The following is a 25,902-nucleotide window of genomic DNA, read 5'->3' as shown; positions in this document are numbered from 1 at the left end:
CGCGCCGATCCACCTTCCCCCACAAGGGGGTAAGGACAGGGAGCGCCTGCCCTCACTCAGCCACATCGACCGCCGCGAAATTCTGCCGGCCGAAGGGGTCGAGGATGTAGTTGAGCACGCTCTTGCGGATCGGGATCGCCACCAGCGAATGGGCGATCGGCGCCACCGGCACCTCGGCCTTCAGGATTGCCTGCGCCTTCGCGTAGATCGCGGCGCGTTCTTTCGGGTCGGCGGCGACGCGGCCTTCATCCAGCAGCTTCTCGAAATCCTTGTCGCACCAGCGCGAGCGGTTCGAGCCACCCTTCACGCCGTCGCAGGACAGGAGATAGCTCAGCATGTTGTCGGGATCGCCATTGTCGCTGCTGCCGCCGAGCAGGAAAGCGTCCTGCTCGCCCGCTGCGGTGCGCTTGAGATATTCGCCCCATTCGAAGCTGACGATCTCGGACTGCACGCCGACCTTCGCCCAGTCGGCCTGGATCATCTCGGCCATGCGCTTGGCGTTGGGGTTGTAGGGGCGCGACACCGGCATCGCCCACAGGCTGATCTTGAGACCGCTTTCGTGGCCTGCTTCCTTCAGCAGTTTCTTCGCGCCGTCGGGATCGTAGTCGATGCCGGCATCGGTAATGGCGCCGAGCTGCGCCGGCGGCACGACGCTGCCGGCAACGGTGCCGGCGCCGGCATAGACGGCATCGACGATTGCCTTGCGATCGACGGCCTTGGCAAGCGCGGTGCGCACGCGGACATCGCCCAGCGGCTGATGTTCGACGTTGAAGCCGAGGATGCCGATATTCTGGCCCTTGAGGTCGAGGACCGTAATGTCTGGATCGGCGCGCAATTCGGCGACGGCACTGGGCGGAGGCGGGGCCGCCACCTGGCATTCATTGGCCTTGAGGCGCTCGACGCGGGTGGTCGGCTCGGGCGTGACGGCGAAGACCAGCGTGTCGATCTTCGGCGCGCCGCGCCAGTAATCCTTGTTGGCGGCATAGCGCACCTGGCTGTCGGGCACATAGGCCTCGAGCATGAACGGGCCGGTCCCGACCGGCTGGCTGTCGATTAGCTCCGGCGTGCCGGCGGCCACCATCTTTTCGGTCTGCTCCAGCGACAAGATCGAGAGGTAGTCGAGCGCCAGCCCGGCCAGGAAGGTGACGTTGGGGGCCGTCAGCGTGAAGCGCACGGTGTAATCGTCGACCTTGTGTATTTTGTCGATCAGCGTGCCCATGCCCAGCGCGTTGAAGTATTCGTAAGAGCCGCCGCCGAGCTTGTGGTAGGGATTGTTGGCGTCGCGCTGGCGGTTGAACGTGTAAAGGACGTCGTCCGCGTTGAACTCGCGCGTCGGCGTGAAATGCTCGTCCGACTGGAATTTCACGCCTTGGCGCAGGTGGAATGTGTAGGTCTTGCCGTCCGGCGAGACATCCCAGCTCTCGGCCAGCGCCGGTCCGACTTCGGTCGTGCCCGGCTTGAACTCGACCAGCCGGTTGAAGATCGTCTTGGCGGCCGCATCCATGGTGGAGTCGGCGATGCCGATCGCCGGGTTGAAGGTCTCGGGATTGGCCTCCGAGCAATAGACGAGCGTCTTGGCATGAGCCTGCCCGCCGAGAAGGACGGACGAGGCCAGAAGGGTCGAGCCAAGCACTGTGCGCAGAACGGTGGATTTCATCGCAAACGCTCCTGATGACGCTTTTTCTGGTTGAGGGAAGGGCATGAAATTCATGGGGTCGCCGCCGGCGCCAGGAAGCGGTCTGGCGCCAGCCCCGCGGCGGTGACGCCAAGCGCGGTGACATCGTCGGGCAAGGGGTGGCCGCGCATCAGCGCCGAGCCGAGCCTCGCCAATGTCAGCGACACCTGGAAACCGTAGCCGCCCTGGCCGCCGAGCCAGAAGAAGCCGGGCAGGCGCGGGTCGAAGCCGGCGACCGGCGTGCGGTCTGGCGCGAAGGTGCGCAGGCCGGCCCAGGGCGTCGACGGGCGGCCTATGCGCATGGACGTCGCCTGCTCGATGCGGTCGACGGCGATGGCGACGTCAATGTCTTCCGGCCAGGCGTCGCAAGGCTCGGAATCGGTTTCGTCGGCCAGCGAGCCGATCAGCCTGCCGGCGTCTGGCTTGAAGTAGAATTGTTCGTGCAGATCGACCACCAGCGGCCAGCTGGCAATATCGGCGCCCGCGGGCGGGTCGAACAGGAAGGCGGTGCGCCGCTTGGGCTGGAAGCCGAGGCCGGTGAGCCCCGCCAGGCCGGCCACGACATCGACCCAGGCGCCGGCGGCGTTGACGACGATGTCGGCGGGATAGGCGCCGGCACTGGTGGCGACGCGCAGGCCATTGCCGGCGCGCGCGATCGCGCGCACCTCTTCGCTCGTGCGCATGATGCCGCCCCTGGCCTTCAGTGCCGAAGCGCAGGCCGCAAGCATCTTGCCGGTATCGACGTCCACCGCACCCGGTTCATGGACACCGCCGCATGTGGTTTGCGGATCGATGACGGGAACCAGCGCATGCAGCTCAGTGGCCGACAGGCGGCGTACGCTCGGCACCATGGCCTGCAATTCGCCGGCCAGCCGGTCGACGGCCGCGTCGTCATCGGCGCGGCCGACATGCAGCGCGCCACGTTGATGCGCGACGAAGCCGCCGTCGAAGATCGCCCGGCGGCTCGCCAGCGTCAGCGCGCGCACCAGGCGGTTGCCATAAGTCTCGGTGAACAGGGCGGCCGAGCGGCCGCTGGCATGATAGCCCGGCTGGCTCTCGCGCTCGATGAGGGTGACGTCGGCCCAGTCCGCCACCTCGGCGGCAAGCGAGAGGCCGGCAATGCCGCCGCCGATGACGACGATTTTCGGGAGTGAATTCGACTGCATCGTTCAGTCGTAAAAATAATTTCTTATCCAGTCAATATTTAGCGTATAAGAAAATGTTGGCGTTGTTGATGACGGCGGGAAGTTCAATTACCTAGGATGGAGCGGCGCGATCCCGCGGCATGGAGCTGATATGTCGGAGCAACCGAAGCTGGGTGATTGCCTGCGCGGCTTGAGGAAGACGCATGGCTGGACCCTCCAGGAGGTGAGCAGGCTCACCGGTGTCGCGGTGTCGACGCTGTCCAAGGTCGAGAACGACCAGATGTCGCTGAGTTACGACAAGCTGCTGCAGATCTGCGAAGGGCTCGGCATCCATGTAACGGAACTGCTCAGCGGCGACCGCAAGCAGCCGGCGGCGCGCACCCGCCGCTCCGTGACGTCACCGTCCAACACACTGCGCCAACTGACCCGCAATTACGACTACCGGTACCTGGCCACCGACCTGGTGCGCAAGCGCATGGTGCCGATCCACGCCTATGCGCGCGCCCGCACGCCCGAGGAGTTCGGGCCGCTGACGAAACATGCCGGCGAGGAATTTTTGATCGTGCTCAAGGGCGAGATCGAGCTGCACACCGACCAGTACGCGCCGGTGCGGCTGAAACAGGGCGAGAGCGTCTATATCGATTCCACCATGGGCCACGCCTACCTCTCTGTGGGCGACGGCGACGCCGAAATGCTGTGCGTCTGCTCCGGCGACGAGCCCGACATGGAAGGCACGCTGCTCAGCGTGCTGGAGACGGTGGAAGGCTAGGGCGGTTGGCGCGTCGCATTTTTCTGCAGGTCGGTTCAGCCTTTCTGGTTCGAAGCGGCCGACGAAACCGGCTATATGACCGCTGAGACGAAATTCCCGCCAACCCGAGAAGGAAAACCCAATGAGTTCAGAAAAAGTGGCTGTCATCGTGGCCGGCGGCAGCGGCATGGGGGCGGCGGCTGCGAAGCGGCTGGCGGCGGACGGGTTCAAGGTCGCCATCCTGTCTTCATCCGGCAAGGGCGAGGCGCTGGCCAAGGAGCTGGGCGGCATCGGCGTCACCGGCTCCAACCAGTCGAACGAGGATCTGCGGCGCCTCGCGGACCTGACGCTGGAGCGCTATGGCCGCATCGACGTTCTGGTCAACAGCGGCGGCCACGGGCCGCGCGCGCCGATCCTGGAGATCACGGACGAACAGTGGCACGCCGGCATGGACGTCTACCTGCTCAACGTCATCCGGCCGGTGCGCATCGTGGCGCCGCAGATGGTCAAGCAGAAGGCCGGCGCCATCATCAACATCTCGACCGCCTGGGTGGTGGAGCCGAGCCCGATGTTCCCGACCTCGGCCGTGTTCCGCGCCGGCCTCGCCGCCTACACCAAGATCTTCGCCAACACCTATGCAGCGGACAATGTGCGCATGAACAACGTGCTGCCCGGCTGGATCGACAGCCTGCCGGCGACGGAAGAACGCCGCGACTCGGTGCCGATGCAGCGCTACGGCACGTCGGAGGAGATCGCCGCGACCATCGCCTTCCTGGCCTCGGACGGCGCCGGCTACATCACCGGCCAGAACATCCGCGTCGACGGCGGGATCATTCGCGCTATTTGAGGCGGGTCCGGGAGGGGAGGCCTGTCCGACGCGCGCCGCGGAGGGGATCCGGCATCCCGCCTGACGCGACGACATCTCGCACCAAGGAGGAAAAATGCGGCTTCTGATACTTGGCACCGGCTGGATGGCGCAGGAACATGCACGGCAATTCAGCGCCATCGATGGCGTCGACATTGTCGGGGCCGTCGACCTCGATCCGGCGCGCGTCGGCGAGTTCGCCGACGGCTTCAACATCCCCAACCGCTTCACCGCGCTGGACGAGGCGCTCAAATGGGGCGCCTTCGACGCCGTGGCCAATGTCACGCCGGACCGCATCCACCACCCGACCACCATGCAGCTGATCGCGGCCGGCAAGCCGGTGCTGTGCGAGAAGCCGCTGGCCGAGAATTTCGGCAAGGCGATCGAGATGGCCGAGGCCGCCGAGAAAGCCGGCATCGTCAACATGGTGAACCTCACCTACCGCAATGTGGCGGCGCTGCAGAAGGCCCGCCAGATGGTGCAGGCCGGCGAGATCGGCACGGTCCGGCATGTCGAGGCGTCCTATCTGCAGAGCTGGCTGGTGTCGAAATTCTGGGGCGACTGGCGCAGCGACCCGAAATGGCTCTGGCGGCTGTCGCGCGGCCACGGCTCCAACGGCGTGCTCGGCGATGTCGGCATCCACATCCTCGATTTCGCCAGCTATGGCGCGGCCCTCGGCATCGATCATGTGTTCTGCCGGCTGCGTTCCTTCGACAAGGCGCCGGGCAACCGCATCGGCGACTACGGGCTCGACGCCAATGACAGTTTCGCCATGACGGTGGATTTCTCCAACGGCGCCTTCGGCGTGGTGCATGCCAGCCGCTGGGCGACCGGCCATCTCAACGAATTGCGCCTGCGCATCTATGGCGACAGAGGCGGTCTCGAAGTGGTACACAATCTCGACGGCTCGTCGCTCAAGGCTTGCCTCGGCGAAAATGTCGACGACGGGATATGGGAAGAGCTCGACGCCGGCACGGTGGCCACCAACTACCAGCGTTTCGCCGACGCGGTGCGGACCGGCGTGCAGGCCGAACCGTCCTTCCGCCACGCCGCCGAACTGCAGAAGGTGCTGGATCTGGCCGTGGTGTCGGACGAGAAGCGGGCGGAGCTCGCGGCGAGCGCGCAGACGCGGTGAGGGTGGCGCCTTCCTCTCAGGGACCGGTCACGAGGCCAAAAACCAGTTTTTGCAAATTGCCGCCATTGCCGAATTCGACGCGGTCGAAATCGCGGCTTGCCTGCCGCTGCGCCCGCGACAATTCGGAGAGGCGCCTGGTCATCTCGGTCCGGATCTTGGCGCATTTGGGATCGTCGGCAACCCTGAGGCCGACGGTCGCCGCCTCGATCTTGCGCACCATGGCGATGATATCGGCGCCATGCACCTTCTCATGGGCGGCGACGCCGGCGATGAAGCTGTCCCAGCTCTTCTGCACGGCCGGCGGCAGGGACCCTGACGGCTTCGGCAAGGCATAGGTGATGATGAGTTTCGGGCTGGCCGATGCCAGGACGCAATCGCCGCCTTTGTTCTGGTAGTCCCTGGTCCAGGTCAGCTTGAAATTGGTGTAGGCGATGGTGCGCGTTTTGGCGCTGCGGATCAGCGGTCCGTTCTCGCCGATCGACCGGTAGAGCTCCTGTCCGGTCCGGCCCGAGATGGCGTAGGGCTCGATCGTCTCGACCGGCTTCCATTGTGCATGGGCGGCAAGCGGCAAGGCGAGCACCGCGACCAGCGACAGGCACAGACGAACACACGCTCTCAACACCGCTCTCCGCGAAACCAGGACCGGCGCCGACGCCAATGCCATCTTGTGGCTTTTCCTATATGCTGCCGGCGGGCGCTGCAAATGTGTTGGAGGGAGGCGCTGGCGCCGTGCGGCAAGACCAGGATGGGTATGGGGTTGAAGAAGTTCCCTCGGTTCGTCATCCTAGGGCGGAGCAAGGAGCGAAGCGACGCGGCGCAGACCCTAGGATGACGAAGATAGGGTGAGGCTTCCAAACCAACGGCCTTGCCGGCGCCGGCGCGTCGCCGTAAGTCGTGCTCATGATCACCTTCCGCAAGGCCCTGGCCTCCGACCTGCCTGCCCTCGTGGCCATGCTGGCGGACGATCCGCTTGGCGCGGCCAGAGAGGATGCCTCGCTGCCGCTGGCGCAGGGCTATGTCGATGCCTTCAACGCCATCGATGCCGACCCCAACCAGTTGCTGGCGGTGGCGGTCGATGGCGCCGACGTGGTCGGCACCTTGCAGATCAGCTTCCTTGCCGGGCTGTCGCGGAAGGGCGCCTGGCGCGGTCAGATCGAGGCGGTGCGGGTCGCCGGGCACCGCCGTTCCGAAGGCATAGGCAGGCTGATGATCGAATGGGCTGTTGATCAATGCCGGGCGCGCGGTTGCGGCCTCGTCCAGCTCACCACCGACAAGACCAGAGCGGACGCGCACCGCTTCTATGAAAGCCTCGGCTTCACCGGCACCCATCTCGGCTACAAGAAGACCTTGTAGCGCAGGCGGGGCCGTCGCTTTCCGCTAAGGCGGGCGGCTGGCGCATGCGGGAAGGCTAGCAGGCCCTATTCAATTTGCGGCGAGACCAGATATAGGTCAGCTAAGTTGACCTATATTCGATGCGTCCGGGGAGGCGTGCTTGACCCTTATGAACCTGTTGGCGTCGCGCTCGTCGCGCATGAAGGCCTCGGAAATCCGCGAGCTGCTGAAGCTGCTCGACCAGCCGGACATCATCTCCTTCGCAGGCGGCATTCCCGATCCGGCGCTGTTTCCGGCCGAGGCGATCCGCGACGCCTATGCCGACGTGCTCGGCGGCGGCGAGGCGGGGGCCGCGCTTCAGTACCAGGTGAGCGAGGGCTATCTGCCGCTGCGGCGATGGATCGCCGGGCAGATGGGCAAGCTCGGCGTCGCCTGCGAGGAAGCCAACATCTTCATCACTTCGGGCTCGCAGCAGGCGCTCGATTATATCGGCAAGCTGCTGCTGTCGCCCGGCGACACCGCACTGGTGACGTGGCCGACCTATCTCGGCGCGCTGCAAGCCTTCAACGCCTATGAACCGCGCTACGACCGGCTGCGGCCGGAAGGCGGTAACATGACGCCGGATGCCTATCGCGCGGCGGCGGCGGCGAATGGCGGCCGCGTCAAGTTCGCCTATCTGGTGCCGGATTTCGCCAACCCGACCGGCAACACGCTGGACAGGCAGCAGCGCGCGGCGGTGCTCGACCTTGCCGGCGAGCTCGACATCGCAATCGTCGAGGACGCCGCCTACCGGGCGCTGCGCTATGATGGCGAAAGCGTGCCGCCGATCCTGGCGCTGGACTGCGCGCGCTCCGGCGGCATCGACAAGGCGCGCACGCTCTATTGCGGCTCGTTCTCGAAGATCCTGTCGCCGGGCATGCGCGTCGGCTGGGTCTGCGCGCCGCGTCACGTGGTGGAGAAGCTGGTGCTGATGAAGCAGGCTTCCGACCTGCACAGCCCGTCGATCAACCAGATGGTGATGCACCGGGCGGCCGAAGCGGTGTTCGAGGCCCAGGTCGAAAAGCTGATCGGCGCCTATCGCGAACGCCGCGACGGCCTGCTCGGCGCGCTCGCGGCCAACATGCCGGAAGGCGTGACCTGGAGCCGCCCGGAAGGCGGCATGTTCGTCTGGGTGACGCTGCCGGAAGGCGCTGACGCCACCGCGCTCCTGGCGCGCTCGGTGAAGGAAGCACGTGTCGCCTTCGTGCCCGGCAATGCCTTTTATGCGGACGGCACCGGGCGCAACACGCTGCGGCTGTCCTTCACGCTCGCCGACCGCCGCGCGGTGACCGAGGGCATCCCGCGGCTGGCGGCGCTGCTCAAGGCTTAAGGCGCCGGCCAGACGACGGTGCATCGCTCCAGCGGCGAACAAACCCGGGTTGCCCTGACTTGTTGCGGGTGCAAAATAGCCTTGTGTCCACGAACGCGGGTTCATGCGCCATGACCGACCTTTCCGGTATCTACCGCGACTACATTGCCTGCCTCAACCGGCAGGACTGGCCGAACCTCGGGCAGTTCGTCGACGACGACGTGTCCCACAATGGCAGGCGGATCGGTCTCTCCGGCTACCGTGCGATGCTGGAGAAGGATTTCGACGACATTCCGGATCTTCGTTTCGATATCCGGCTGCTGGTCTGCGATCCGCCTCATGTCGCGAGCCGCCTGATGTTCGACTGCACGCCCAGGGGAAATTTCCTCGGGCTTGCCGTAGACGGCCGGAAAGTGTCCTTCGCCGAGAACGTCTTCTATGAATTTCGCGGCGCGAAGATCCGGCTCGTGTGGTCCATCATCGACAAGGCCGCCATCGAAGCCCAGCTTTGAACCACGAACCTCTCCTGGCGTGCTCGGTGAAGGAAGCGCGTGTCGCCTTCGTGCCCGGCAGCGCCTTCTTCGCCGATGGCACCGGGCGCAACACGCTGCGGCTGTCCTTCACCTTGGCCGACCGCCGCGCTGTGACCGAGGGCATTCCCAGATTGGCCAAGCTGCTGAGGAACTAGCAACCGACCGGATTCCTGGCCCCGGGGCGTCAGGCCGGCTTGTCGGCAGCCCTTGTGCGCCTGGCAAGGCGTGCGGTAAATGCGGGCGTGCCTTTGCCGGTCGAATGAGGATGTCATGGTCTCCGCAACGCCCAGAGTGACGCTGCTTCTCGGCAGCGCGCCCGACGTCGTGCGCTGCGCCGCCTGGCCGAAGGAGACCTTCGCCAGCATCGTCGCCATCAACAATGCCTGGCGCGTGCGCCCCGACTGGGACGTGCTGGTGCATGCCGGCGATTTCCCGTCCAACCGGATGCCGCCTCTGGAACCGCTGCGGCAGGCCGAGATCTTCAGCGCCGCGCATTACGTGCCGGCCCAGAATACTTTCGGCGGCTTCGTCTATGCCGGCGCCACCATGTCGCTGACAGCGGCCTATTGGGCCGTCCACAGCCAGAGGCCGGACGTGCTCGCCTTCCTCGGCTGCGACATGATCTACGACACGGCCGGCGACACCCATTTCTACGGCATCGGCCGCGCCGACCCGCTGCGCGACGATGTCACGCTGCAGAGCCTCGAGGCCAAATCCGCCCGCCTGCTCATTCATGCGCTGCGACGCGGCACGCTCTGCATCAACCTGTCGGACCTGCCGCAAAGCCGCCTGGTCTTCCCAAGGCTGTCCTTCGAGGAATTGCGGTTACTGTCCCCCGAGCGCCTCGCCGGCATGAAGATGGATGCGCGTGCGGGCATCCATCAGCATAGGGTCGAAGTGGCCGAGCAAATCGAGCGCGAGCTCGGCTATTTCTACGAGGATGGCATGTACTGGAACCATCTCGACGAAATCGACCGCGCGCAGCTAGCCGACATCGACCGGCTCTGGATCTCGGCGATCGGTCCGGCTGAGCCGACCGAAGAATGCAGCGCGGCGGAATAGCGCCGTCCGGCAGCTTTTGTTGCAGGGACCAGCAATTCCCGCGGCTCCCACCAGCAGTTTCGCGCCAAATTGCCTAATTTCGGGCCGCTTTTCGGCTAAACTCGTCGGCATCTTGGCTGGAAGTGGAGGAAGCCATGAGCTTGCGCCTCGGTTTCGCCGTGCTGGTGCTGTTCGGCCTCGCCAATCAGGCGGCGGCTTTCGAGATTTCAAGCCCGTCGGTTTCCAACGGCAAATGGGCCGAAAAATATCTCGGCGACAAGGCCGGCGGCTGCAGCGGGCAAAGCGTATCGATCGCCTTGAGATGGAAGGACCCGCCGGCAGGCACCAAGAGCTACGCGCTCACCATGTTCGACCCCGACGCCGGCGGCGGCAAGGGTTTCTGGCACTGGCTGGCCTGGAACATCCCGGCAAGCGCGAAGGGCTTGGCCGAAGGGGCGGGCTCGAAGCGCGGCAAGGGCTTGCCCAAGGGTACGGTGTTCGGCAAGGGCGGCATCGGCCGCGCAGGCTATTTCGGGCCATGCCCGCCGCCCGGCAGCGGCACGCATCACTATGTCTTCACGCTCTATGCGCTCGGCGCGCCGAAGCTGCGCGCGCCGGAGAATCCCTCTCCGGAAATGGTGGCAGTGGCCGCGAAGAGCCAGGCGCTCGGCGAGACCAGCGTGACGTACACCTATGGGCGGTAAGCATGACCGGTTCAGGCAGTCGCCCGGGCCACCAGCGCATTGACGACGCTGTTGGCAAACACGTTCCAAGAGATCGTTTGAATTCCGTTCCGGTGGCCATCTGGCGGCTTTGCGCGCGGCCTCGGCCGGCGCGTCAGCGCGTCCAGAAATCGCGATGCGGCGCGATCAGCTCGTCCTCGATCTCGGGGAAGGGGCCAAAGACCTCGATCTTCTTCTGGCCCGAGGCGAGCACTGTGCGCGAGGGCAGGCTCATCGTCGGATTCTCGGCGTGATCGCCGGTGAGCGCCAGGAGCTTCGTCTCCTCGAAGCCGTAGACCAGGCGGCCGATATTGGCCCAGTAGAGCGTTCCGGCGCACATCGCACAGGGTTCGCCGGTCGAGACCAGCGTGCAGGACCAGAGGAAATCCGGCTCGTAGGCAGCCGCGGCGCGCCGGGCAAGCTCCGTCTCGGCATGGCGCACCGTGTCGAGATTTCCCTGGCGCATAAGCACGCGATCGTCCGGCCCGACCAGCACACAGCCGAACGGATGATGGCCGTGCACGGCCGCCTCGCGAGCGACGGCGTCGGCAGCACGCAGGTGGGCGAGCATCTGGTCGCGGGTCATTGCGCAATCCTAACACGACGGGCGAGGAGAGGAACCGACACCCGGCGACCGGCTTCGTAGGGCTGAGAGTGCGCCGATCGGCGGGCATTGGCAAGCTTCGCCCGGCGGGCAAAACCCGAGCGCGGGCCATCGCCTGATCAGGCGAATGAGGTTTGAAGCACTGTTCTCCGCTCTCGTATCCCTGTATACGAAATTGAAATAATCTGTTTGAGGAATTGATGAGCCCACCGCCTGGAACCGTGCCGTTTTTCAGCCAGTGGGAGACGCCCGATATGACTTCGGCCGTCCTTGCCGATGGCGCCGAGGTGGCGCTGCGGCGCGATCCGCTGTGGGAGAACTCGGGCGCGCGCACACTCGACGAATACGCGCTGTGGGCCGCCAATGTCTGCGGCATGGCGTGCCTCAAGATGATCCTGGCGGCGCGCGGCCAGATCGTGCCGACCATCGAACTGGCCAGGCGCTGCACCGGATATGGCGGTTATGTCGTCACCGAACGATCGATCAAGGGCCTGATCTACGCCCCCTTTGTCAGCTTCGTGAAGGCGGAATTCGGCCTGGAAGCGAAGGTGATGACCAGTGTCGCTACATCGGATATTCCGGCGATCCTCGGGCAGTCGCGCTTCTTCATCGCCTCGGTCAGCAGTTCGATCCGCTGGCCCGAGCGCGAGCCGCCGTCCAAGGGCGGCCATCTGGTGCTGGTCATGTCGGCATCGGATGAAGGTTTTCGCTTTCACAATCCGTCCGGCCATACCGGCGCCACACAGGCGAACGCAGTGTTGGCGGCCGCCGATTTCGATCGCTTCTTTGCCAATCGCGGCATTGCCGTCAGCATTTGATCTTGTGGGATTTCGATGAAGGACAAGGCTTTTCAATGAAGAACAAGATTAGGGTCGCCGTCCTCTATGGCGGACGTTCGGCCGAGCATGACGTATCGCGCCTTTCGGCCGCCAATGTGCTGAAGGCCATCGACCGGACGCTTTACGAGGTGGTCCCGATCGCCATTTCCAGGGACGGAAGATGGCTGCTGCAACCATCCTCCGAGGCTGGCGACGACAGAGCCGGGGCACCGGTGTCTGAGGACGGCGTGGAGGTCGCATTGTTGCCCGGTGGTAGAGGCAGGCTGGTGGCCGCACGGGGCGGCGGAGCACAGCCCGACCTGCCGCCGGTCGACGTCGTCTTTCCCGTGCTGCACGGTCCTTTCGGCGAGGACGGCTCGGTGCAGGGCTATGCCGAGGTCGCCGACGTCGCCTATGTCGGCTGCGGCATTCTCGCCTCGGCCGCCGCCATGGACAAGGATGTCGCCAAGCGGCTGCTGCGCGAGGCCGGGCTGCCGGTTGCCCGTTCCGTCACCGTGCATCGAAACGATGTCGGGCCGTTCCAGGAGATCGCCGGCGCGCTCGGCCTGCCTTTCTTCGCCAAGCCGGCGCGCCAGGGCTCGTCCTTCGGCGTCAGCAAGGTGAACGACCGGGACGGCTTCGAACGGGCCGTCGAGACGGCTTTCCGCTACGACGGCAAGGTCCTGATCGAAGAGTTCGTCGACGGCCGCGAGATCGAATGCTCGGTGCTGGAGCGGGCCGACGGAACGCTGACCGTATCGCTGCCCGGCGAGATCATCCCGGCCGGCAAGCACGGCTTCTACACCTATGAAGCCAAATATCTCGACGCCGACGGCGCCGTGGTGAACGTGCCCGCCGATGTCCCGGCCGCCGTCGCCGACAAGGCAAGGGAGATGGCCGCGCGGGCTTTCCAGGCGCTCGGCTGCGAGGCGATGGCCCGCGTCGACTTCTTCCTGCGCGCCGACGGCTCGCTGCTGGTCAACGAGGTCAACACGCTGCCAGGCTTCACCGACATCTCGATGTATGCCAAGGCGCTGGCGGCGATCGGCATCGGCTACAGCAAGGTCATCGACGTGCTGATCGAGCACGCACTGGCGCGGCATGCCGCGCGAAAGTCCTGACGTTCGGCGCGGCATTGACGGCGGATCACGCGAAGCTAGTTAGATTTGAGCCCTTGGCGAGAGGAGAGCTTGCATGGAAGAACTGCATCGCGGCCGGCTCATCGATCATATCCAACTGGTGGTCAGGGACATCGCCGCCAGCCGCCGCTTTTACGAAGCAGTATTTCGAGTGCTCGATATTCCGATCGGCGGCAGCGCCGCCGATTATTTCTGGGCCGACGAGCTTTTCATTTCAACCGCCGACAGCCGCGCGGCTCGGGGAGAGTTGACCGGTCGCCATCACCTGGCATTCCAGGCGAAAGACCGCGCCATGGTCGATGCGTTCTATAAGGCCGGGCTGGACGGCGGCGGCAGGGACAATGGCGGGCCGGGTGAACGCCGGTACCACCCCGGCTACTACGCCGCTTTCCTTCTCGACCCGGACGGCAACAACATCGAAGCGGTGCATCACGGGGCGGCCAACCGCAGTGCCGCCTCGGTGAAGATCACGTTCTAGAATGCGCCGACAAGAGGCGGGTGGTTTTGCTTTGATGTGGCCGGTCTCGTTGATCCCGATCGGGTGGAGGGAGCTCGATCCACGCGGAGGCGACCCGTCCGTGGGGCAGGCCTTGAAGGCCATGTGAGGCATAGTTACATCAACCATTAAGCGTGCGTTTGCACGCGAATACAACGCTTTGGCCAAGCTTCATCTATGGAGGTTGTCATGGCAAATACACTCATGGAAGGAAAGAAAGGCCAGGACTGGCTCAATCTGGTCCTTGCCGTCTGCCTGTTCATCTCACCCTGGATAATCGGCTTCGCTGCTGAAACCGCTCCCGCATGGAACGCCTGGATTGTCGGCGTCGTGCTGGGCGCGGTGGCCGTGGCGGCGCTTGCCGCCTTCGCCGAGTGGGAGGAATGGGTAGGTGTCGTTCTCGGGCTCTGGCTGATCGTGTCGCCCTGGCTGCTCAAATTCATGGCGAACACGAATGCGATGGCCACCCACGTCATTCTCGGCGTGCTGGTGGTTGCCGTATCGGGTTGGGCCGTCTGGGACGTCCGTCACCCGCACGCACATGCGTGACCGCTGACCAAGGACGGGGCCGGCGCGCGAGCGGGGCCCCTTCCGGCTTTGAACGTCTGCCCATTGCGTTTGCCGCCGGCTGCGAAGGGCAGGGTCGCCGGCTTGCAATCTGAGGCCAGGCCATGGATTTCGACGGACCCAACGCCATATCCTGCACAGCATATCCTGTGTAATCCAGGGAGTTTTGAGCGTGACCCTCGCGCGGATGGCGGTTCTGGCAGCGGCTTTCATGGCCGCCGCGGCCGCCAGTCACTCTTCCGTGACCGCGGAGGCTACGGAGAAGGTCGCGTTGCGCGTCGTGATCGACGGCGCCATCGGCCCGGCGAGCGCCAGGCAGCTCAACGAAGCGCTGGCCAAAGCCGCCGAGCGGCACGCCGAAGCCGTTGTCCTCGAGATCGACACACCGGGCGGGCTGGTCACCTCGATGCGCGAAATGATCGCCGATATCCTTGCCTCGCCGGTTCCCGTCATCGGCTATGTCGCGCCGGCCGGCGCGCATGCGGCAAGTGCCGGAACCTATATCCTTTATGCCACCCATGTCGCGGCGATGGCGCCCGGCACCAATCTGGGCGCCGCCACGCCGGTCGAGCTTGGCGGGTTGCCGCCACTTCCCGGTGGCGACCAAAAGGACAAGGGCGACCAGAAGAATGCCACCGGGCCTCCGGCCGGCGACCCGATGATGACAAAGGTGACGAACGACGCGGTCGCCTTGATCCGTTCGCTCGCCGAACTGCGCGGCCGCAATGCCGACTGGGGCGAAAAGGCGGTGCGCGAGGCAGCCAGCCTTTCCGCCAATGCGGCACTTCAGGCACATGTAGTCGACCTCGTCGCCCGCGACACCGCCGAGCTGCTCCAGCTTGCCGACGGCCGCACGGTCGAGGTGGCCGGCAAGCAACAGGTGCTGGCGACCAAGGGCGTGGCGGTCGAGACGCTCGATCCCGGCTGGCTGATCCGGCTTCTCGCCGTCATCACCGATCCCAACATCGCCGTCGTCCTGATGCTTGCCGGCGTCTACGGCCTCGTCTTCGAGTTCACCAGCCCAGGCGCAGTGGCGCCCGGCGTGATCGGGACCATCTGCCTGCTGCTCGGGCTCTATGCCCTCAATCTGCTGCCGATCAGCTATACCGGCCTCGCCCTGATGCTGCTTGGCATCGCCTTCCTCGTCATTGAGGCCTTCAACCCGACCGTGGTGCTCGGGCTTGGAGGCGTGGCCGCCTTCCTGCTCGGCGCCGCCATGCTGCTCAAGGTCGAGGGCCCGGGCTTCGAGATGTCGTGGGCGCTCATCGGCACCGCCGCGGCGCTGACGCTTGGCCTGGCGCTGCTGGCCGGCAGCTATCTGTGGAGGGCGCGCAAGAGCCTGCCGCGTGTCGGCGCGCAGGCCATGCACGGGCTGCCGGCCAGGATCCTCGACTGGTCGGGCAGCGAGGGCCATGTGCTCGCGCAGGGCGAGCGCTGGCGGGCGAAAGCCGATGAACCGCTCGCCCCCGGCGACAGCGTCGAGGTGGCCGACGTCAGGGATCTCGTGCTGACGGTCCGGCGCAGGAACAATGGAGCAAGGCAATGATCATCGGTTACGTCGCCTATCTGGTGCTCGCCCTCATCGTGCTGATCTTCCTGTCCGCCGCCATTCGCATCCTGCGGGAATATGAGCGCGGCGTGGTCTTCACGCTCGGCCGCTTCACCGGGGTGAAGGGCCCCGGCCTCATCCTCCTCGTCCCCTTCGTCCAGCAGATGGTGCGGGTCGACCTGCGCGTGGTGGTCCAGGACGTGCCGCCGCAGGACGTGATCTCGCGCGACAATGTCTCGGTGAAGGTGAACGCGGTGCTGTATTTCCGCATCGTCGACGCCGAGCGGGCCGTTATCCAGGTCGAGGACTTCATGGCCGCGACAAACCAGCTCGCGCAGACCACGTTGCGCTCGGTTCTCGGCAAGCACGAGCTCGACGAGATGCTGGCCGAGCGCGACAAGTTGAACAGCGACATCCAGGAGATCCTGGACCAGCGGACCGACGCATGGGGCATCAAGGTGTCCAATGTCGAGATCAAGCATGTCGACCTCAACGAGAACATGGTCCGCGCCATCGCCAAGCAGGCCGAGGCTGAAAGGCTGCGGCGCGCGAAGGTGATCAACGCCGATGGCGAGCAGCAGGCGGCGGCAAAGCTGGTCGAGGCCGGCAAGATGCTGGCGCAGGAGCCGCAGGCCATGCAACTGCGCTATTTCGAGGCGCTGCACGACATCGCCGGCGAGCGCTCGTCGACGGTGGTGTTTCCGCTGCCGATGGACCTGCTAGCGATCTTCAACAAGCAGCCGGGCGCCGGGAAATAAGTTGGGAGGGGTTTGGCAGCCCGGCCGCGGGCCGGCGAGCTCGGGACCGGCACGATCACCCGGCGATTCCCCGAAGTTGCGATCTCCACGCCAAGCGCTGCCGGTCCTTTGCTGTCAATTTTAGGAGTTTTATTCAGAATTCGGCAATATATAGCGGGCTTTTTAGCGGATTCATTGTTTTTAATTAGCTTAAGCTTTCGCTATGGATTCTCGACTAGGGTGACGGCGAAATGATCGAGAGCCCTGACGGCGTGGCGGCTTGCCCGGCCAGTCAGGTCAATCGCCTCCTGCAAGTCAAGCTTCGGTTGCATAAATGAGTGGGCCCATGTCGATTGCCGGCATCATCGAAAGGATCCTGGACAAGTTGTCCGGCTCCAGCCTGCTTGCGGCCGGCCTTTTGCTGCTGACCGCGCTGGGCAGCGCCCTGATCGCCTATTGGCGGACGGCGGAGCGCAAGAGCTTCAGGGAATTCTTCGATTTCGTCTTTCCCAACGAGATCGTCACGCACCCCTCGGCGCGGGCGGACCTGCTTTTCTGGATCACCCGCAAGGCGATTATGCCCTTCCTGATGCTGCCCGCGGGCGTGACCTTCGTCGTCGCCGTCGGTTACGCGACGAATCGGACGCTGGTGGCACTCCTGCAAATCGAGCCGCCGCTGCTGCCGGGACCGCCGGGGGCGGTGACGATCGTCATCTTCACGGTGACGATGCTGATCGCCTACGACATATCCTATTACCTCTACCATGTGGCCCAGCACCGCTTCCCGTTCCTGTGGGAGCTGCACAAGGTGCATCACTCGGCGGAGGTGATGGTCGGGATCACCAAGGACAGGGTTCATCCGCTCGACGAGCTCATGAACCGCGCCTGGGACGGCGTCATACCCGGGATCTGCTTCGGCATCTGGACCCTTTTGTCGCTTAACCTCGTCGAAGTGACGATCTTCGGCGTCAACGTCTACGTCATGCGCAATATCCTGATGATGGATTTCGTCAGGCACACCCATTTCAAGATATCGTTCGGGCCGCTCAACAACATCGTGCTGTGCCCGCATTGGCACCAACTGCACCACAGCGTCGATCCAAGGCACTACGACAAGAATTTCGGCTTGCTGTTCTCGTTCTGGGACCGGCTATTCGGAACGTTGTGCGTGCCCAAGCCCGATGAGGATTTCAGGTTCGGATTGATGGAACGCGGCGCGCGCGACTATCAATCCCTGTCGGGGCTTTACGTGCTGCCGCTCAAGAAGATGTGGGGGCACATCGCCCGGCGGTTTCGCCGCCGCGCTTCGTCCGAGCCGACACGGAGCCCGCAGCCATGAACGCTCACGCCGCGATCGAGGGCCCGAAGGCCGGCGCTTTGGAGATCGTCACCTCCGAGGAGCGCCTCGCGTCGGTCGGGCCGGCCTGGACGGAGCTGTGGCGCCGGGCGGAGGGGCTGATCTTTCAAAGCCACGCCTGGGTCACGGCGTGGTGGCAGACGGCCCCGGACCGGGAGCTGCGTGGTCTCAGGATCGGCCTCGTCTGGAACGGTGACCGGATCGACGCCGTCATCCCGCTGGCGACGGTGCGGCGCAAGGGCGTCAACGTCCTGGAATGGGCTGCCAAGGACCACAGCGACTATGGCGACGTGCTGGTCGCGCCGGACTGCGATCCGGCGGCGGTCGCGGCGCTATGGCACGAAATTTCGGCCGCGGGCGGCTTCGATCTCGTCTATCTGAACCGCCTGCTGCCGGACGCCGCGATGCGCACGCTGCTTGCTCCCGCTTCGGCGCCCAAGATGGGGCTGCGCCCGAACCGCCGCAGCGAAACCAGCTTCCGGGTCGCCGGGCCATGGCGTACGGGCGCGGACTGGTTCGGGGAACAAACGAAGAAGATGCGCCAGAATTATCGCCGTGGCCGCAAATTCCTCGAGGAAGGCGGCGAAGTGCGGTTCCGCCTCATGTCGCCGGACGAGCCGATGCAGCCCGTCCTCGACAGGCTCGCCGAGTTCAAGCGCAAATGGCTCGCCGCGCGCGGACACGAATCCAACCTGTTCGATGAGGGGTCGCCGGCCCTGGCCGCGCTGGTCGCGGTGCTGGCCAGGGAAGGGCTCCTGCATGTCTTCGTGCTGGAATGCGCCGGGATGGTGGTGGCGGTCTCGATCAATTTCGTCCAGCGCAACACGATGATGGCCTTCGTCACGACCTACGATCCGGATGTCGAACGGGCGTCTCCCGGCATGGTGCTGATGATGGACTACATCCAGTGGTCGATCGACAGAGGGCTGACGATGGTCGACTTCCTGTGCGGCGGCGAGGACTTCAAGCGGCGCTTCGCGACCCAGTCGGTGACGCTGGATTCGGTGCTGGGAACAAGGACCTTGCGCGGAACACTCGCCGCGCTGGCGGACCGGACCCTGCACGCCGGCAGGGAACTTCACCAGCGGTTGCGGCCCGATCCTCGGCAAAAGCCCGCACCGGTGGAATAGGCCCGATTCACCGGCGACGTGCGAACCTATCGGTCGATCATCATCATGGTGCGGTCGCCGTAACGCGGGCCGGAGACCTTCCCCGGGGCCAGCGCGTCGTCGAGCGCCGCCATCTCGGCGGCCTCCAGTTTCAGCGACGCAGCGGCGACATTTTCTTCCAGATATTTGATCCGCTTGGTGCCGGGGATCGGCACGATGTCGACACCGAAGACGTTGCCCTTCTCCAGGAGCCAGGCCAGCGCGATCTGCCCTGGCTTGACGCCTTTGGCGGCGGCGATGTCGCGGACCTTTGCGGCGGCCTCGACATTGGCGTCATAGTTCGCACCCTGGTAGCGCGGGTCGCCGCGGCGGTAATCGCCTTCCGGATAGTCCTCGGCGCGCTTGGCGCCGCCGGTCAGGAAGCCGCGGCCGAGCGGTGAGAACGGCACCAGGCCGATGCCGGTTTGCCGCAGCAGGGGAATGATTTCCGGCTCGAGATTGCGCTCCCACAGCGAGTACTCGCTCTGCAGCGCCGAGACCGGAAACACGGCGTGCGCCCGCTGGATGTTCGCGGCTCCCGCCTCCGACAGGCCGAAGAAGCGGACCTTGCCCTGTTTGACCAGTTCGCCGACCGTGCCGGCGACATCCTCGGCCGGCACGGCTGGATCGACACGGTGCTGGTAGAGAAGGTCGATATGGTCGGTGGCGAGCCGCTTCAACGACCCTTCAACCGCCGCCCTGATGGTTTGCGGCCTGCTGTCGCGTTCGGTGCCGACCTGCCGGCCATTTTCGATGCGAAAGCCGAATTTGGTGGCGATGGTCACCTGGTCGCGCTTGCCCTTCAAGGCGCGGCCGAGCAGCGCCTCATTGGCGTAAGGGCCATACACCTCGGCGGTGTCGAGGAAGGTGCAGCCGAGTTCGATGGCGCGGTGCAGCGTGGCGATGGATTCGGCTTCGTCGGCCGGGCCGTAGGACTGGCTCATGCCCATGCAGCCGAGGCCGATGGCCGAGACCCGCAGCCCCTGGCTGCCGAGCTTGCGTGTGTCGAGCGTCATGGCGTGTTCTCCAGAGGGGGGAATTCAAACACCATATAGCGCGCGCGCTCAATTTCCACAGGTAGGCGGCGTCCAGCGGGTTCGCCCGGCCACCGGAGCCCTGATGCAGGTCGCCCGAAATGACTTAGCGCGTCGCCTCAAATCCGTTCAGACGAGGCGCTTCAGGGCAGGGGCCGGTCCGCCGGGACGGCCGTTGACATGAGCGTCCGGCAGGCGGTCGATCATGGTCAGGCCCTCGAATTCGATGGCGGCGCCAAGCAGTTGGGCGGCCGCCAGGACCAGGTGCTCGACGTCCTCGAGAGCAACGTTTTCGTCGAGGTTCCTGAGCCTGATCCGTTCGGCCACCGCGGTGATGTTGACGATGCCGTACGTCCTGAAAGCCGTGGTGACCGCGGATTGAACGTCATCGCGCAACCGCGTCGAGTAGTCATACCGCATGGAAACCTCCTGGACTGGTTTTGCCTTTGTAGCATGCGCCTCGCATCGGTGTGTGGCAAGCGGAAATCTGAAAATGCTCGATATATATCAGTTAGTTAGCATGGTTACGCAAAGGCGCGCCCGACGCTTTATAGTCATCATGAGCAGGATGGGGAGGTCGCGTATTTGCCGACCTTGACGTGTTAGGATTGCTATCCTAATTATTAGTGGAATGAGACAGATACTCATTCACGTATTCGGTTGTGCGAGGAAGTGCCGTGACTGAACTGGAACGTCCTGAACGCTTGCAGGTCATGCTGACCGCCGACGAACTGGCGGCACTGGAGAACTGGCGCTTCGACAAGCGCATGCCGAGCCGCTCGGCCGCGGTCAGGGAGCTCTTGCGGCGTGGCCTCGCCTCGGACGGATTCCTGGCGGCGGAGCAGGGCGTCAAGTCCCAGGACTTCGGACTGCTGTCCACCCCAGGCGGCAACGGCAATGTGGGCGACGGCCATTCTGACTGAGGCGCGGTGACATTCAGGTGATGCCGGCCCGCAAGGACGGGTTCCGCGCTTCCGGTGCCCATGGACTTGAATGTCCGCTCTGTCCTGGTGCTCGAAAACCATTTTGTATGGTCGCTGGCGTCTCCGATGCCGGCCGCCCTGATCTGCGGAACGACCTTCCCCTCGATCACTCCAGCCGGCGAGGCGATTTCGATGAAGTTGAAGCAGCAGGCCGCTTCAAGGTGATTGCCTTGTCCGGCGCACGCGTTATCTAGTGGCTATAGGCTGACACCTGGCGGGGCAATGGCTGACATAGCAAGCGGTGAAAAACAGGACGCAACGGCCGATGCGCAGCTGGCGGCGATCGTCGATTCCTCCTTCGACGCCATCATCAGCAAGGACCTGAACAGCATCATCAAAAGCTGGAACCAGGCGGCCGAACGCATGTTCGGCTACAGCGCGGAGGAAGCGTTGGGGCAGTCGATCCTGATGCTCATCCCCGACCACCTCAAGAACGAGGAAACCGAGATCATCGCCAAGGTCCGCCGCGGCGAACGCCTCGCGAGCTACGAGACGACGCGAAAGCGCAAGGACGGCACCTTCATTGCCGTTTCGCTGACGGTGTCGCCGATCAGGAACGCCAGCGGCGAGATCGTCGGCGCCTCGAAGATCGCCCGCGACATCAGCGCCAGCAGGGAGAACGAGCGCCGGATCAAGATGCTGATGCGCGAGGTCAACCATCGCGTCAAGAACCAGTTTGCGGTGATCCTGTCGATGGTCAGGGAAACCAGCAAGCGCTCGCAGGACCCGCGCGAGTTCGAGGAGATGATCCGCGCCCGCATCATGGCGCTGTCACGCTCGCACGATCTACTGGTCACCTCGAACTGGGCGGGAGCCAGCCTGTTCGACCTGGTCCAGGAACATCTCAAACCGTTCGGCCGCGAGGAGCAGATACTGCTTTCGGGACCGCTGCTGACCTTGCAGTCGAATGCGGTGCAGAATCTCGGCATGGCTTTCCACGAGCTCGGCACCAATTCGTCCAAGTATGGAGCGCTCGCCAGCGATTCCGGCCGGGTCGAGGTGACCTGGAGCATGAGCGACGACGCTCTGGCCGAACGCGAATTCCAACTTGTCTGGGAGGAGCGGTCGCCCCCCTATAGCGGCGGCGACGAGCGCGACGACACCACGCGCAAGGGGTTCGGCACCGTTGTCCTGCAAAGGGTGGCGCCGCAGTCGCTCGGCGGGTCCGCCGTGATCGAGCGCTCGCCCGGCTATTTCAGATGGACGCTGAACGCGCCGCTGGCGTCGATCATCGTGCCGCAGCACCCTATGGAAGACGCCGGCCAGACGATCGGCTTAGGCATCTGAAAGCCGCCGCCGTGGCCAAGGCGCGCCGCATTTGCGGATTCAGGGGGCTAGAGGATGTTGGCCGTCACCTCGACGATGATCGCAGCTCCTTCGAGCGAGCCGTCGGGCACATGCACGACACGCGAAACGCGCAGGTCCTGGGCGTTTCCGTCGACGGACAGCGAAACGCTCTCGCCGATCCGGGGCACGGCCTGGAAAACGGCCTCGATCGATTGAGGCCGGTTGTCGATCGATACGCGGCAGTTGACGGTCATGGGCATCTCCTGTGGCGGCCACCCCACGCGTCAACGCCGGCCCCTCGGAATGGTTTCAGGCAGGGATGCGGCAATCCCCGAACGTCGATGCCGGCGCCTGACCGACCGGTCAATTCGGGAAATTGTTGACCGGCTCCTCGCAGCGGTAGACCGGACAGTGCCCGTCACGGGCCGGGATATAGGCCGACATCGGCACTTCGGGCCAATCGCATTCATTGCCGAACTGCCTGACATAGCGGTCATAGGTGTTGGGGCCGGTGGTCAGCACGACGGCGCGGTGGCTCTGGATCATGGCGCGGATCTGCGCGCAGCTCATGGCGCGGCTGTCGGGCCGGGCTTCGGCCAGGCCGGTGGCGGCAAGCATGGCAGCCACGGTCGGCAACAGTATTCGAACGGACATGGCGGTCTCTCCAAGGCATGATCCGCAACGCCGGGCGATTAAGCTTGGTTGCGGCATGCCGGGGAGATTCGCACTTTGTCTGGCGGTTGCGCAACAGCCGGCGTGTTCGCTTGCGAGGGACGGCGCGGGCGCGCAACCAAATCGCGCCTCGCGCATTGCTGGGCATGCTCGGCAGGAAGCCTTACCAGACCCCGCGATGGCCGCCCGGGAACAGGGATCGCGAAGCCATGTGCTGTTCGTTCTGCGGCGGCCGCGACCACGGCTACGAGGACTGTCCGCAAAGACCGCCGTCCGACAATCCGGCCGAGCCGAACTTCGATGATCCGCCGGGCGACGATCTGATCAAGAGCGGCCCGGGCGAGGGCAGGCAAGGCGCATAAGAATTTCGCGATCCGGTCGCCCCGCGCATCAATGGGCGTGCGCTTCGTTGCGCTTGCGGGTCGCGGCTGCCTTCCTGGCCGATGCCGACCGGCTCGCGGCCGAACGCGAGGCGGAAGCCTTGCCGCCCTTTTCGCCGCCCTTGTGCGCGGCGGGATGGCCGGTGTGCTTGCCGCGGCCGGAGCCGCCCTCCTTCTTGCCGCCGCCATCATCCTTGTTGACGGTGGCCCAGGCGCGGCGCTCGGCTTCCTTCTCGGACACGCCGCGATGCTCGTAGCCCTCGGCGATGTGGTCTGCCTTGCGCTCCTGCTTGTCGGTGTATTTGGATTTTTCTCCGCGTGGCATGGTTCTGCTCCCGGGTTCATTCGATGCCCCTGCAACTGCGCAGCCAAGGATGTGGTTCCAATTCCCTTGGTCGCGGCCGGCTGGGGAGGTTCCCGCTGAACCGCTCCAGACGTTTCGACGCGATTCCCCAGGGAAAGTGGTAGGTGGGAAACCGCTAGGCACTTTTCCTGACATTGCCCTCTCGGGCGGTGGTTTCGGGGCCGGCGAAGAAAGCGCTCAATTCGGCGGCCGTTTGCGCGGGTGCTTCTTCGGGAAAGAAATGCCCGCCCTGGACCGCATGGCCGCGCAGATCGCCGGCCCAGCCGCGCCACAAGGCCAGTGGTCCGCCTTCGCCGGCATACCATTCAGCGAGCGCGCCTTGCCCGCTCCACAGCGCCAGCACCGCGCAGGCTATGCGCCGGCCGGCGGCGCGATCGGCATGGTCGTGCTCGCGGTCGAGCCTCGCGGCCGCCCGGTACTCCTCGCAGATCGCATGGGCATGGGCGGGATCGCGCAGGGCCTCGACATAGGCCTGGCGCACGCCGGCGGAAAATGTCTCTGGCGACGAGCCCCAGCCGCCCAGGGCATCATCGACGATCGCGTCGGCCGCGCCCGCCAGGAGCTTTTCCGGCAGCGGCTCCGGCTGCGCCAGCAACGACCACGGCCAATAGCCGAGCGCCAGCCTGGCGTCGGCCCGGTCCCAGGCGTCGGCGGTGGGCACGATGTCGAGCACGGCAAGCCTTTCGACGCGGTCGGGATGGTCGAGCGCGAGGCGGTAGGCGACACGTCCGCCGCGATCATGGCCGGCGACCATAAAGCTGGAAAAGCCGAGCTCGGCCATCAGCGCCACCATGTCGCGGGCCATGGCGCGCTTGGCGTAAGGGGCGTGATCGGCGCTCGACGCCGGGCATGAGCTGGCGCCGTAGCCGCGCAGGTCGGCGCATATGACGGTGAACCGGTCCGCTAGGCGTGGCGCCACGTCGCGCCACATCAGATGCGTCTGCGGAAAGCCGTGCAGCAGAAGAACGGCGGGCCCGTCGCCGGCGCGCCGGGCGAAGATGCGGGCATCCCCGCAGTCGACCTTGAGGGCCTGAAAACCTTCGAACATGATTGCCTCCGGCAGGCGAAACGGCGGCAGGATGCGAGGGTTGCAATGTGCGCCTGCGAAAGCCGCCAACTTTTTCCGCCGACATGCGTTGTCCCTGCGAGCAAAACGTTTGGACCGAAGACATCGCGAACAGTTCCGCGCGTTGCGCGAGGAGGTTCGGGATGTCTCCGGTCCAAACACAGAGGAGACGACCATGCCGACCAGCACCCAGAGCGACAGTTCGAAAGCAACCAGCAAGCAGCGCAGCATCCAGCGCAAGGTCGACGCCAAGGACCGCGCCAAGGCCAAGCCCAAAGGCGACGGCGCCATGCAGGCCGGCGCGCGAAAATATCCCGCGCCGCCTTTTCCCGCCCAGCATCATCCCAAACCCGGCGAGGAATGGGCCATCGAGCCGGCGCCGCTCTATGACGCGCCGTTCTGGCGCGGTTCGGGAAAGCTGGAAGGCAAGGCGGCGTTGATCACCGGCGGCGATTCTGGGATCGGCCGTGCGGTGGCCGTGCTGTTCGCGCGCGAGGGTGCCGATATCGCCATCGTCTATCTCAGCGAGGACCGTGACGCGGAGGCGACCAAGCAAGCGGTCGAAGCGGAGGGCCGCCGCTGCCTCGCCTTGCGCGGCGACGTCGGCAATCGCGCCTTCTGCGCCAAGGCCGTGGCAAGGGTCGTCAAGGAACTGGGGCGGCTCGACGTGCTGGTCAACAATGCCGCCTTCCAGATCCATTCCACCGATTTCGCCGACCTGACCGAGGAGCATTTCGACACCACGCTGAAGACCAACCTCTACGGCTACTTCCATATGGCGCAGGAGGCGGTGGCGCATATGAAGCCGGGTTCGGCCATCATCAACACCGGTTCGGTCACCGGCATCGAGGGATCGAAGGACCTGGTCGACTACTCCATGACCAAGGGCGGCATCCATGCCTTCACCCGGGCGCTGTCGGGCAACCTCGTCGGCAAGGGCATCCGTGTCAACGCGGTGGCGCCGGGGCCGGTGTGGACGCCGCTCAATCCGTCGGAGAAGGAGGCGCAGGACGTATCGCAGTTCGGCGCCAAGACGCCGATGAAGCGGCCCGCCCAGCCGGAGGAAATCGCGCCGGCCTATGTGTTCCTGGCCTCGCCGCAATGCTCCAGCTACATCACCGGCGAAATCCTGCCGATCGTCGGCGGTTATTGAGGCA

30 protein-coding genes and 1 pseudogene are annotated in these 25,902 nt (G+C 65.2%); 21 read left to right on the top strand and 10 right to left on the bottom strand.

Going from position 1 to position 25,902, the window contains the following annotated elements; translation table 11 throughout:
• Window positions 1-52: 52 nt before the first annotated feature.
• Both FJ428_RS04895 and FJ428_RS04890 read right to left on the bottom strand, forming a co-directional pair.
• On the bottom strand, window positions 53-1,657 hold the full coding sequence (locus FJ428_RS04895; RefSeq protein WP_140879025.1) for an ABC transporter substrate-binding protein: 1,605 nt from the start codon (window positions 1,655-1,657) through the stop codon (window positions 53-55).
• A 50-nt stretch (window positions 1,658-1,707) separates the two neighbouring features.
• Complete coding sequence (locus tag FJ428_RS04890) at window positions 1,708-2,841, bottom strand: FAD-binding oxidoreductase (RefSeq protein ID WP_140728452.1); 1,134 nt, start codon at window positions 2,839-2,841, stop codon at window positions 1,708-1,710.
• A 130-nt stretch (window positions 2,842-2,971) separates the two neighbouring features.
• Between FJ428_RS04890 and FJ428_RS04885 the strand changes: the two genes are divergently transcribed.
• The 3 genes from FJ428_RS04885 to FJ428_RS04875 all read left to right on the top strand — a co-directional run bounded on the left by FJ428_RS04885 (window position 2,972) and on the right by FJ428_RS04875 (window position 5,568).
• Window positions 2,972-3,589 carry an XRE family transcriptional regulator gene (locus tag FJ428_RS04885; RefSeq protein WP_140516014.1) on the top strand — a complete coding sequence of 206 codons (618 nt, stop codon included), beginning with the start codon at window positions 2,972-2,974 and terminating at the stop codon, window positions 3,587-3,589.
• Window positions 3,590-3,710: 121 nt separating this feature from the next.
• Window positions 3,711-4,415, top strand: a complete 705-nt coding sequence (locus FJ428_RS04880) for an SDR family oxidoreductase (protein WP_140516008.1) — start codon at window positions 3,711-3,713, stop codon at window positions 4,413-4,415.
• A 94-nt stretch (window positions 4,416-4,509) separates the two neighbouring features.
• Window positions 4,510-5,568, top strand: coding sequence for a Gfo/Idh/MocA family oxidoreductase (locus tag FJ428_RS04875; protein WP_140516006.1), 1,059 nt, complete (start codon window positions 4,510-4,512; stop codon window positions 5,566-5,568).
• A 16-nt stretch (window positions 5,569-5,584) separates the two neighbouring features.
• Here the strand turns inward: FJ428_RS04875 and FJ428_RS04870 are convergent, their stop codons facing one another.
• On the bottom strand, window positions 5,585-6,187 hold the full coding sequence (locus FJ428_RS04870; RefSeq protein ID WP_224519118.1) for a DUF922 domain-containing Zn-dependent protease: 603 nt from the start codon (window positions 6,185-6,187) through the stop codon (window positions 5,585-5,587).
• 281 nt (window positions 6,188-6,468) lie between these two features.
• On the opposite strand from FJ428_RS04870, the gene FJ428_RS04865 reads away from it, so the two are divergent.
• The 6 genes and pseudogenes from FJ428_RS04865 to FJ428_RS04840 all read left to right on the top strand — a co-directional run bounded on the left by FJ428_RS04865 (window position 6,469) and on the right by FJ428_RS04840 (window position 10,526).
• Complete coding sequence (locus FJ428_RS04865) at window positions 6,469-6,921, top strand: GNAT family N-acetyltransferase (RefSeq protein ID WP_140500024.1); 453 nt, start codon at window positions 6,469-6,471, stop codon at window positions 6,919-6,921.
• A 148-nt stretch (window positions 6,922-7,069) separates the two neighbouring features.
• Window positions 7,070-8,269: a PLP-dependent aminotransferase family protein gene (locus FJ428_RS04860; protein WP_181167243.1), complete on the top strand. Its 1,200-nt coding sequence runs from the start codon at window positions 7,070-7,072 to the stop codon at window positions 8,267-8,269.
• A gap of 110 nt (window positions 8,270-8,379) precedes the next feature.
• Window positions 8,380-8,760 carry an ester cyclase gene (locus FJ428_RS04855; RefSeq protein WP_140500021.1) on the top strand — a complete coding sequence of 127 codons (381 nt, stop codon included), beginning with the start codon at window positions 8,380-8,382 and terminating at the stop codon, window positions 8,758-8,760.
• An 11-nt stretch (window positions 8,761-8,771) separates the two neighbouring features.
• Window positions 8,772-8,936: pseudogene (locus FJ428_RS04850) on the top strand (PLP-dependent aminotransferase family protein); the annotation flags it as partial.
• Between the two features lie 115 nt (window positions 8,937-9,051).
• Window positions 9,052-9,843: a hypothetical protein gene (locus FJ428_RS04845; protein WP_140568029.1), complete on the top strand. Its 792-nt coding sequence runs from the start codon at window positions 9,052-9,054 to the stop codon at window positions 9,841-9,843.
• Between the two features lie 134 nt (window positions 9,844-9,977).
• Window positions 9,978-10,526 (top strand): YbhB/YbcL family Raf kinase inhibitor-like protein, encoded by a 549-nt coding sequence (locus FJ428_RS04840; RefSeq protein ID WP_140879022.1) that lies wholly within the window; start codon window positions 9,978-9,980, stop codon window positions 10,524-10,526.
• A 133-nt stretch (window positions 10,527-10,659) separates the two neighbouring features.
• On the opposite strand, the gene FJ428_RS04835 is transcribed toward FJ428_RS04840, so the two are convergent.
• On the bottom strand, window positions 10,660-11,130 hold the full coding sequence (locus tag FJ428_RS04835; protein ID WP_140515996.1) for a nucleoside deaminase: 471 nt from the start codon (window positions 11,128-11,130) through the stop codon (window positions 10,660-10,662).
• Between the two features lie 218 nt (window positions 11,131-11,348).
• On the opposite strand from FJ428_RS04835, the gene FJ428_RS04830 reads away from it, so the two are divergent.
• From FJ428_RS04830 to FJ428_RS04795, 8 genes are all read left to right on the top strand, one after another.
• Complete coding sequence (locus FJ428_RS04830) at window positions 11,349-11,966, top strand: C39 family peptidase (protein ID WP_140879021.1); 618 nt, start codon at window positions 11,349-11,351, stop codon at window positions 11,964-11,966.
• Between the two features lie 35 nt (window positions 11,967-12,001).
• Window positions 12,002-13,087, top strand: coding sequence for a D-alanine--D-alanine ligase family protein (locus tag FJ428_RS04825; protein ID WP_140879020.1), 1,086 nt, complete (start codon window positions 12,002-12,004; stop codon window positions 13,085-13,087).
• Window positions 13,088-13,160: 73 nt separating this feature from the next.
• On the top strand, window positions 13,161-13,583 hold the full coding sequence (locus FJ428_RS04820) for a VOC family protein (protein ID WP_140500011.1): 423 nt from the start codon (window positions 13,161-13,163) through the stop codon (window positions 13,581-13,583).
• A gap of 207 nt (window positions 13,584-13,790) precedes the next feature.
• Window positions 13,791-14,150: an SPW repeat protein gene (locus tag FJ428_RS04815; RefSeq protein WP_140500009.1), complete on the top strand. Its 360-nt coding sequence runs from the start codon at window positions 13,791-13,793 to the stop codon at window positions 14,148-14,150.
• 190 nt (window positions 14,151-14,340) lie between these two features.
• Complete coding sequence (locus FJ428_RS04810) at window positions 14,341-15,714, top strand: nodulation protein NfeD (RefSeq protein WP_224519117.1); 1,374 nt, start codon at window positions 14,341-14,343, stop codon at window positions 15,712-15,714.
• The gene (locus FJ428_RS04805) at window positions 15,711-16,475 is read left to right on the top strand and encodes a slipin family protein (RefSeq protein WP_140515988.1); all 765 of its coding nucleotides are present in this window, start codon (window positions 15,711-15,713) and stop codon (window positions 16,473-16,475) included. The genes FJ428_RS04810 and FJ428_RS04805 overlap by 4 nt, the downstream gene beginning before the upstream one ends.
• A 325-nt stretch (window positions 16,476-16,800) precedes the next feature.
• On the top strand, window positions 16,801-17,793 hold the full coding sequence (locus FJ428_RS04800) for a sterol desaturase family protein (RefSeq protein WP_140879019.1): 993 nt from the start codon (window positions 16,801-16,803) through the stop codon (window positions 17,791-17,793).
• Complete coding sequence (locus FJ428_RS04795) at window positions 17,790-18,941, top strand: GNAT family N-acetyltransferase (protein WP_140879018.1); 1,152 nt, start codon at window positions 17,790-17,792, stop codon at window positions 18,939-18,941. The genes FJ428_RS04800 and FJ428_RS04795 overlap by 4 nt, the downstream gene beginning before the upstream one ends.
• 26 nt (window positions 18,942-18,967) lie before the next feature.
• On the opposite strand, the gene FJ428_RS04790 is transcribed toward FJ428_RS04795, so the two are convergent.
• Together FJ428_RS04790 and FJ428_RS04785 are read right to left on the bottom strand one after the other, a co-directional pair.
• The gene (locus FJ428_RS04790; protein ID WP_140500000.1) at window positions 18,968-19,975 is read right to left on the bottom strand and encodes an aldo/keto reductase; all 1,008 of its coding nucleotides are present in this window, start codon (window positions 19,973-19,975) and stop codon (window positions 18,968-18,970) included.
• Between the two features lie 147 nt (window positions 19,976-20,122).
• Window positions 20,123-20,413 (bottom strand): hypothetical protein, encoded by a 291-nt coding sequence (locus FJ428_RS04785; RefSeq protein ID WP_224519116.1) that lies wholly within the window; start codon window positions 20,411-20,413, stop codon window positions 20,123-20,125.
• A gap of 257 nt (window positions 20,414-20,670) precedes the next feature.
• On the opposite strand from FJ428_RS04785, the gene FJ428_RS04780 reads away from it, so the two are divergent.
• A complete protein-coding gene (locus FJ428_RS04780; protein ID WP_140499998.1) occupies window positions 20,671-20,916 on the top strand; it encodes a hypothetical protein in 246 nt (81 codons plus the stop codon).
• 282 nt (window positions 20,917-21,198) lie between these two features.
• Entirely contained in the window at window positions 21,199-22,263 is a 1,065-nt protein-coding gene (locus tag FJ428_RS04775; RefSeq protein WP_140499996.1) for a PAS domain S-box protein, read from the top strand.
• A 47-nt stretch (window positions 22,264-22,310) separates the two neighbouring features.
• Here the strand turns inward: FJ428_RS04775 and FJ428_RS04770 are convergent, their stop codons facing one another.
• The gene (locus tag FJ428_RS04770; RefSeq protein ID WP_140499995.1) at window positions 22,311-22,517 is read right to left on the bottom strand and encodes a hypothetical protein; all 207 of its coding nucleotides are present in this window, start codon (window positions 22,515-22,517) and stop codon (window positions 22,311-22,313) included.
• Between the two features lie 109 nt (window positions 22,518-22,626).
• Window positions 22,627-22,917: a hypothetical protein gene (locus tag FJ428_RS04765; protein WP_140521515.1), complete on the bottom strand. Its 291-nt coding sequence runs from the start codon at window positions 22,915-22,917 to the stop codon at window positions 22,627-22,629.
• 227 nt (window positions 22,918-23,144) lie between these two features.
• Here FJ428_RS04765 and FJ428_RS30205 point away from each other — a divergent pair, with 227 nt between their 5' ends.
• Complete coding sequence (locus tag FJ428_RS30205; protein ID WP_181167215.1) at window positions 23,145-23,297, top strand: hypothetical protein; 153 nt, start codon at window positions 23,145-23,147, stop codon at window positions 23,295-23,297.
• A 28-nt stretch (window positions 23,298-23,325) separates the two neighbouring features.
• Here the strand turns inward: FJ428_RS30205 and FJ428_RS04760 are convergent, their stop codons facing one another.
• Complete coding sequence (locus tag FJ428_RS04760) at window positions 23,326-23,640, bottom strand: plasmid stabilization protein (RefSeq protein ID WP_140515975.1); 315 nt, start codon at window positions 23,638-23,640, stop codon at window positions 23,326-23,328.
• 154 nt (window positions 23,641-23,794) lie between these two features.
• Window positions 23,795-24,727 (bottom strand): alpha/beta hydrolase, encoded by a 933-nt coding sequence (locus tag FJ428_RS04755; protein WP_140879017.1) that lies wholly within the window; start codon window positions 24,725-24,727, stop codon window positions 23,795-23,797.
• 193 nt (window positions 24,728-24,920) lie between these two features.
• Between FJ428_RS04755 and FJ428_RS04750 the strand changes: the two genes are divergently transcribed.
• Window positions 24,921-25,898: an SDR family oxidoreductase gene (locus FJ428_RS04750; RefSeq protein ID WP_140499988.1), complete on the top strand. Its 978-nt coding sequence runs from the start codon at window positions 24,921-24,923 to the stop codon at window positions 25,896-25,898.
• Window positions 25,899-25,902 lie beyond the last annotated feature (4 nt).

The organism is Mesorhizobium sp. B2-8-1 (assembly GCF_006440955.1).
In the GTDB taxonomy this organism is placed as follows: domain Bacteria; phylum Pseudomonadota; class Alphaproteobacteria; order Rhizobiales; family Rhizobiaceae; genus Mesorhizobium.
Note: the sequence above shows the minus strand (reverse complement) of the source record. Positions and strands in the feature narration are given on the sequence as shown.

Bases quoted from the DNA above. Each gene is read 5' to 3' on its own strand.
- FJ428_RS04755 (WP_140879017.1), bottom strand. From the start codon at position 24,727: ATGTTCGAAGGTTTTCAGGCCCTCAAGGTCGACTGCGGGGATGCCCGC.
- FJ428_RS04890 (WP_140728452.1), bottom strand. From the start codon at position 2,841: ATGCAGTCGAATTCACTCCCGAAAATCGTCGTCATCGGCGGCGGCATT.
- FJ428_RS04795 (WP_140879018.1), top strand. From the start codon at position 17,790: ATGAACGCTCACGCCGCGATCGAGGGCCCGAAGGCCGGCGCTTTGGAG.
- FJ428_RS04895 (WP_140879025.1), bottom strand. From the start codon at position 1,657: ATGAAATCCACCGTTCTGCGCACAGTGCTTGGCTCGACCCTTCTGGCC.
- FJ428_RS04885 (WP_140516014.1), top strand. From the start codon at position 2,972: ATGTCGGAGCAACCGAAGCTGGGTGATTGCCTGCGCGGCTTGAGGAAG.
- FJ428_RS04855 (WP_140500021.1), top strand. From the start codon at position 8,380: ATGACCGACCTTTCCGGTATCTACCGCGACTACATTGCCTGCCTCAAC.
- FJ428_RS04820 (WP_140500011.1), top strand. From the start codon at position 13,161: ATGGAAGAACTGCATCGCGGCCGGCTCATCGATCATATCCAACTGGTG.
- FJ428_RS04840 (WP_140879022.1), top strand. From the start codon at position 9,978: ATGAGCTTGCGCCTCGGTTTCGCCGTGCTGGTGCTGTTCGGCCTCGCC.
- FJ428_RS04750 (WP_140499988.1), top strand. From the start codon at position 24,921: ATGCCGACCAGCACCCAGAGCGACAGTTCGAAAGCAACCAGCAAGCAG.
- FJ428_RS04875 (WP_140516006.1), top strand. From the start codon at position 4,510: ATGCGGCTTCTGATACTTGGCACCGGCTGGATGGCGCAGGAACATGCA.
- FJ428_RS04835 (WP_140515996.1), bottom strand. From the start codon at position 11,130: ATGACCCGCGACCAGATGCTCGCCCACCTGCGTGCTGCCGACGCCGTC.
- FJ428_RS04865 (WP_140500024.1), top strand. From the start codon at position 6,469: ATGATCACCTTCCGCAAGGCCCTGGCCTCCGACCTGCCTGCCCTCGTG.
- FJ428_RS04760 (WP_140515975.1), bottom strand. From the start codon at position 23,640: ATGCCACGCGGAGAAAAATCCAAATACACCGACAAGCAGGAGCGCAAG.
- FJ428_RS04830 (WP_140879021.1), top strand. From the start codon at position 11,349: ATGAGCCCACCGCCTGGAACCGTGCCGTTTTTCAGCCAGTGGGAGACG.
- FJ428_RS04860 (WP_181167243.1), top strand. From the start codon at position 7,070: ATGAACCTGTTGGCGTCGCGCTCGTCGCGCATGAAGGCCTCGGAAATC.
- FJ428_RS04825 (WP_140879020.1), top strand. From the start codon at position 12,002: ATGAAGAACAAGATTAGGGTCGCCGTCCTCTATGGCGGACGTTCGGCC.
- FJ428_RS04880 (WP_140516008.1), top strand. From the start codon at position 3,711: ATGAGTTCAGAAAAAGTGGCTGTCATCGTGGCCGGCGGCAGCGGCATG.
- FJ428_RS04815 (WP_140500009.1), top strand. From the start codon at position 13,791: ATGGCAAATACACTCATGGAAGGAAAGAAAGGCCAGGACTGGCTCAAT.
- FJ428_RS04800 (WP_140879019.1), top strand. From the start codon at position 16,801: ATGTCGATTGCCGGCATCATCGAAAGGATCCTGGACAAGTTGTCCGGC.
- FJ428_RS04765 (WP_140521515.1), bottom strand. From the start codon at position 22,917: ATGTCCGTTCGAATACTGTTGCCGACCGTGGCTGCCATGCTTGCCGCC.
- FJ428_RS04845 (WP_140568029.1), top strand. From the start codon at position 9,052: ATGGTCTCCGCAACGCCCAGAGTGACGCTGCTTCTCGGCAGCGCGCCC.
- FJ428_RS04770 (WP_140499995.1), bottom strand. From the start codon at position 22,517: ATGACCGTCAACTGCCGCGTATCGATCGACAACCGGCCTCAATCGATC.
- FJ428_RS04775 (WP_140499996.1), top strand. From the start codon at position 21,199: ATGGCTGACATAGCAAGCGGTGAAAAACAGGACGCAACGGCCGATGCG.
- FJ428_RS30205 (WP_181167215.1), top strand. From the start codon at position 23,145: ATGTGCTGTTCGTTCTGCGGCGGCCGCGACCACGGCTACGAGGACTGT.
- FJ428_RS04790 (WP_140500000.1), bottom strand. From the start codon at position 19,975: ATGACGCTCGACACACGCAAGCTCGGCAGCCAGGGGCTGCGGGTCTCG.
- FJ428_RS04805 (WP_140515988.1), top strand. From the start codon at position 15,711: ATGATCATCGGTTACGTCGCCTATCTGGTGCTCGCCCTCATCGTGCTG.
- FJ428_RS04785 (WP_224519116.1), bottom strand. From the start codon at position 20,413: ATGCGGTATGACTACTCGACGCGGTTGCGCGATGACGTTCAATCCGCG.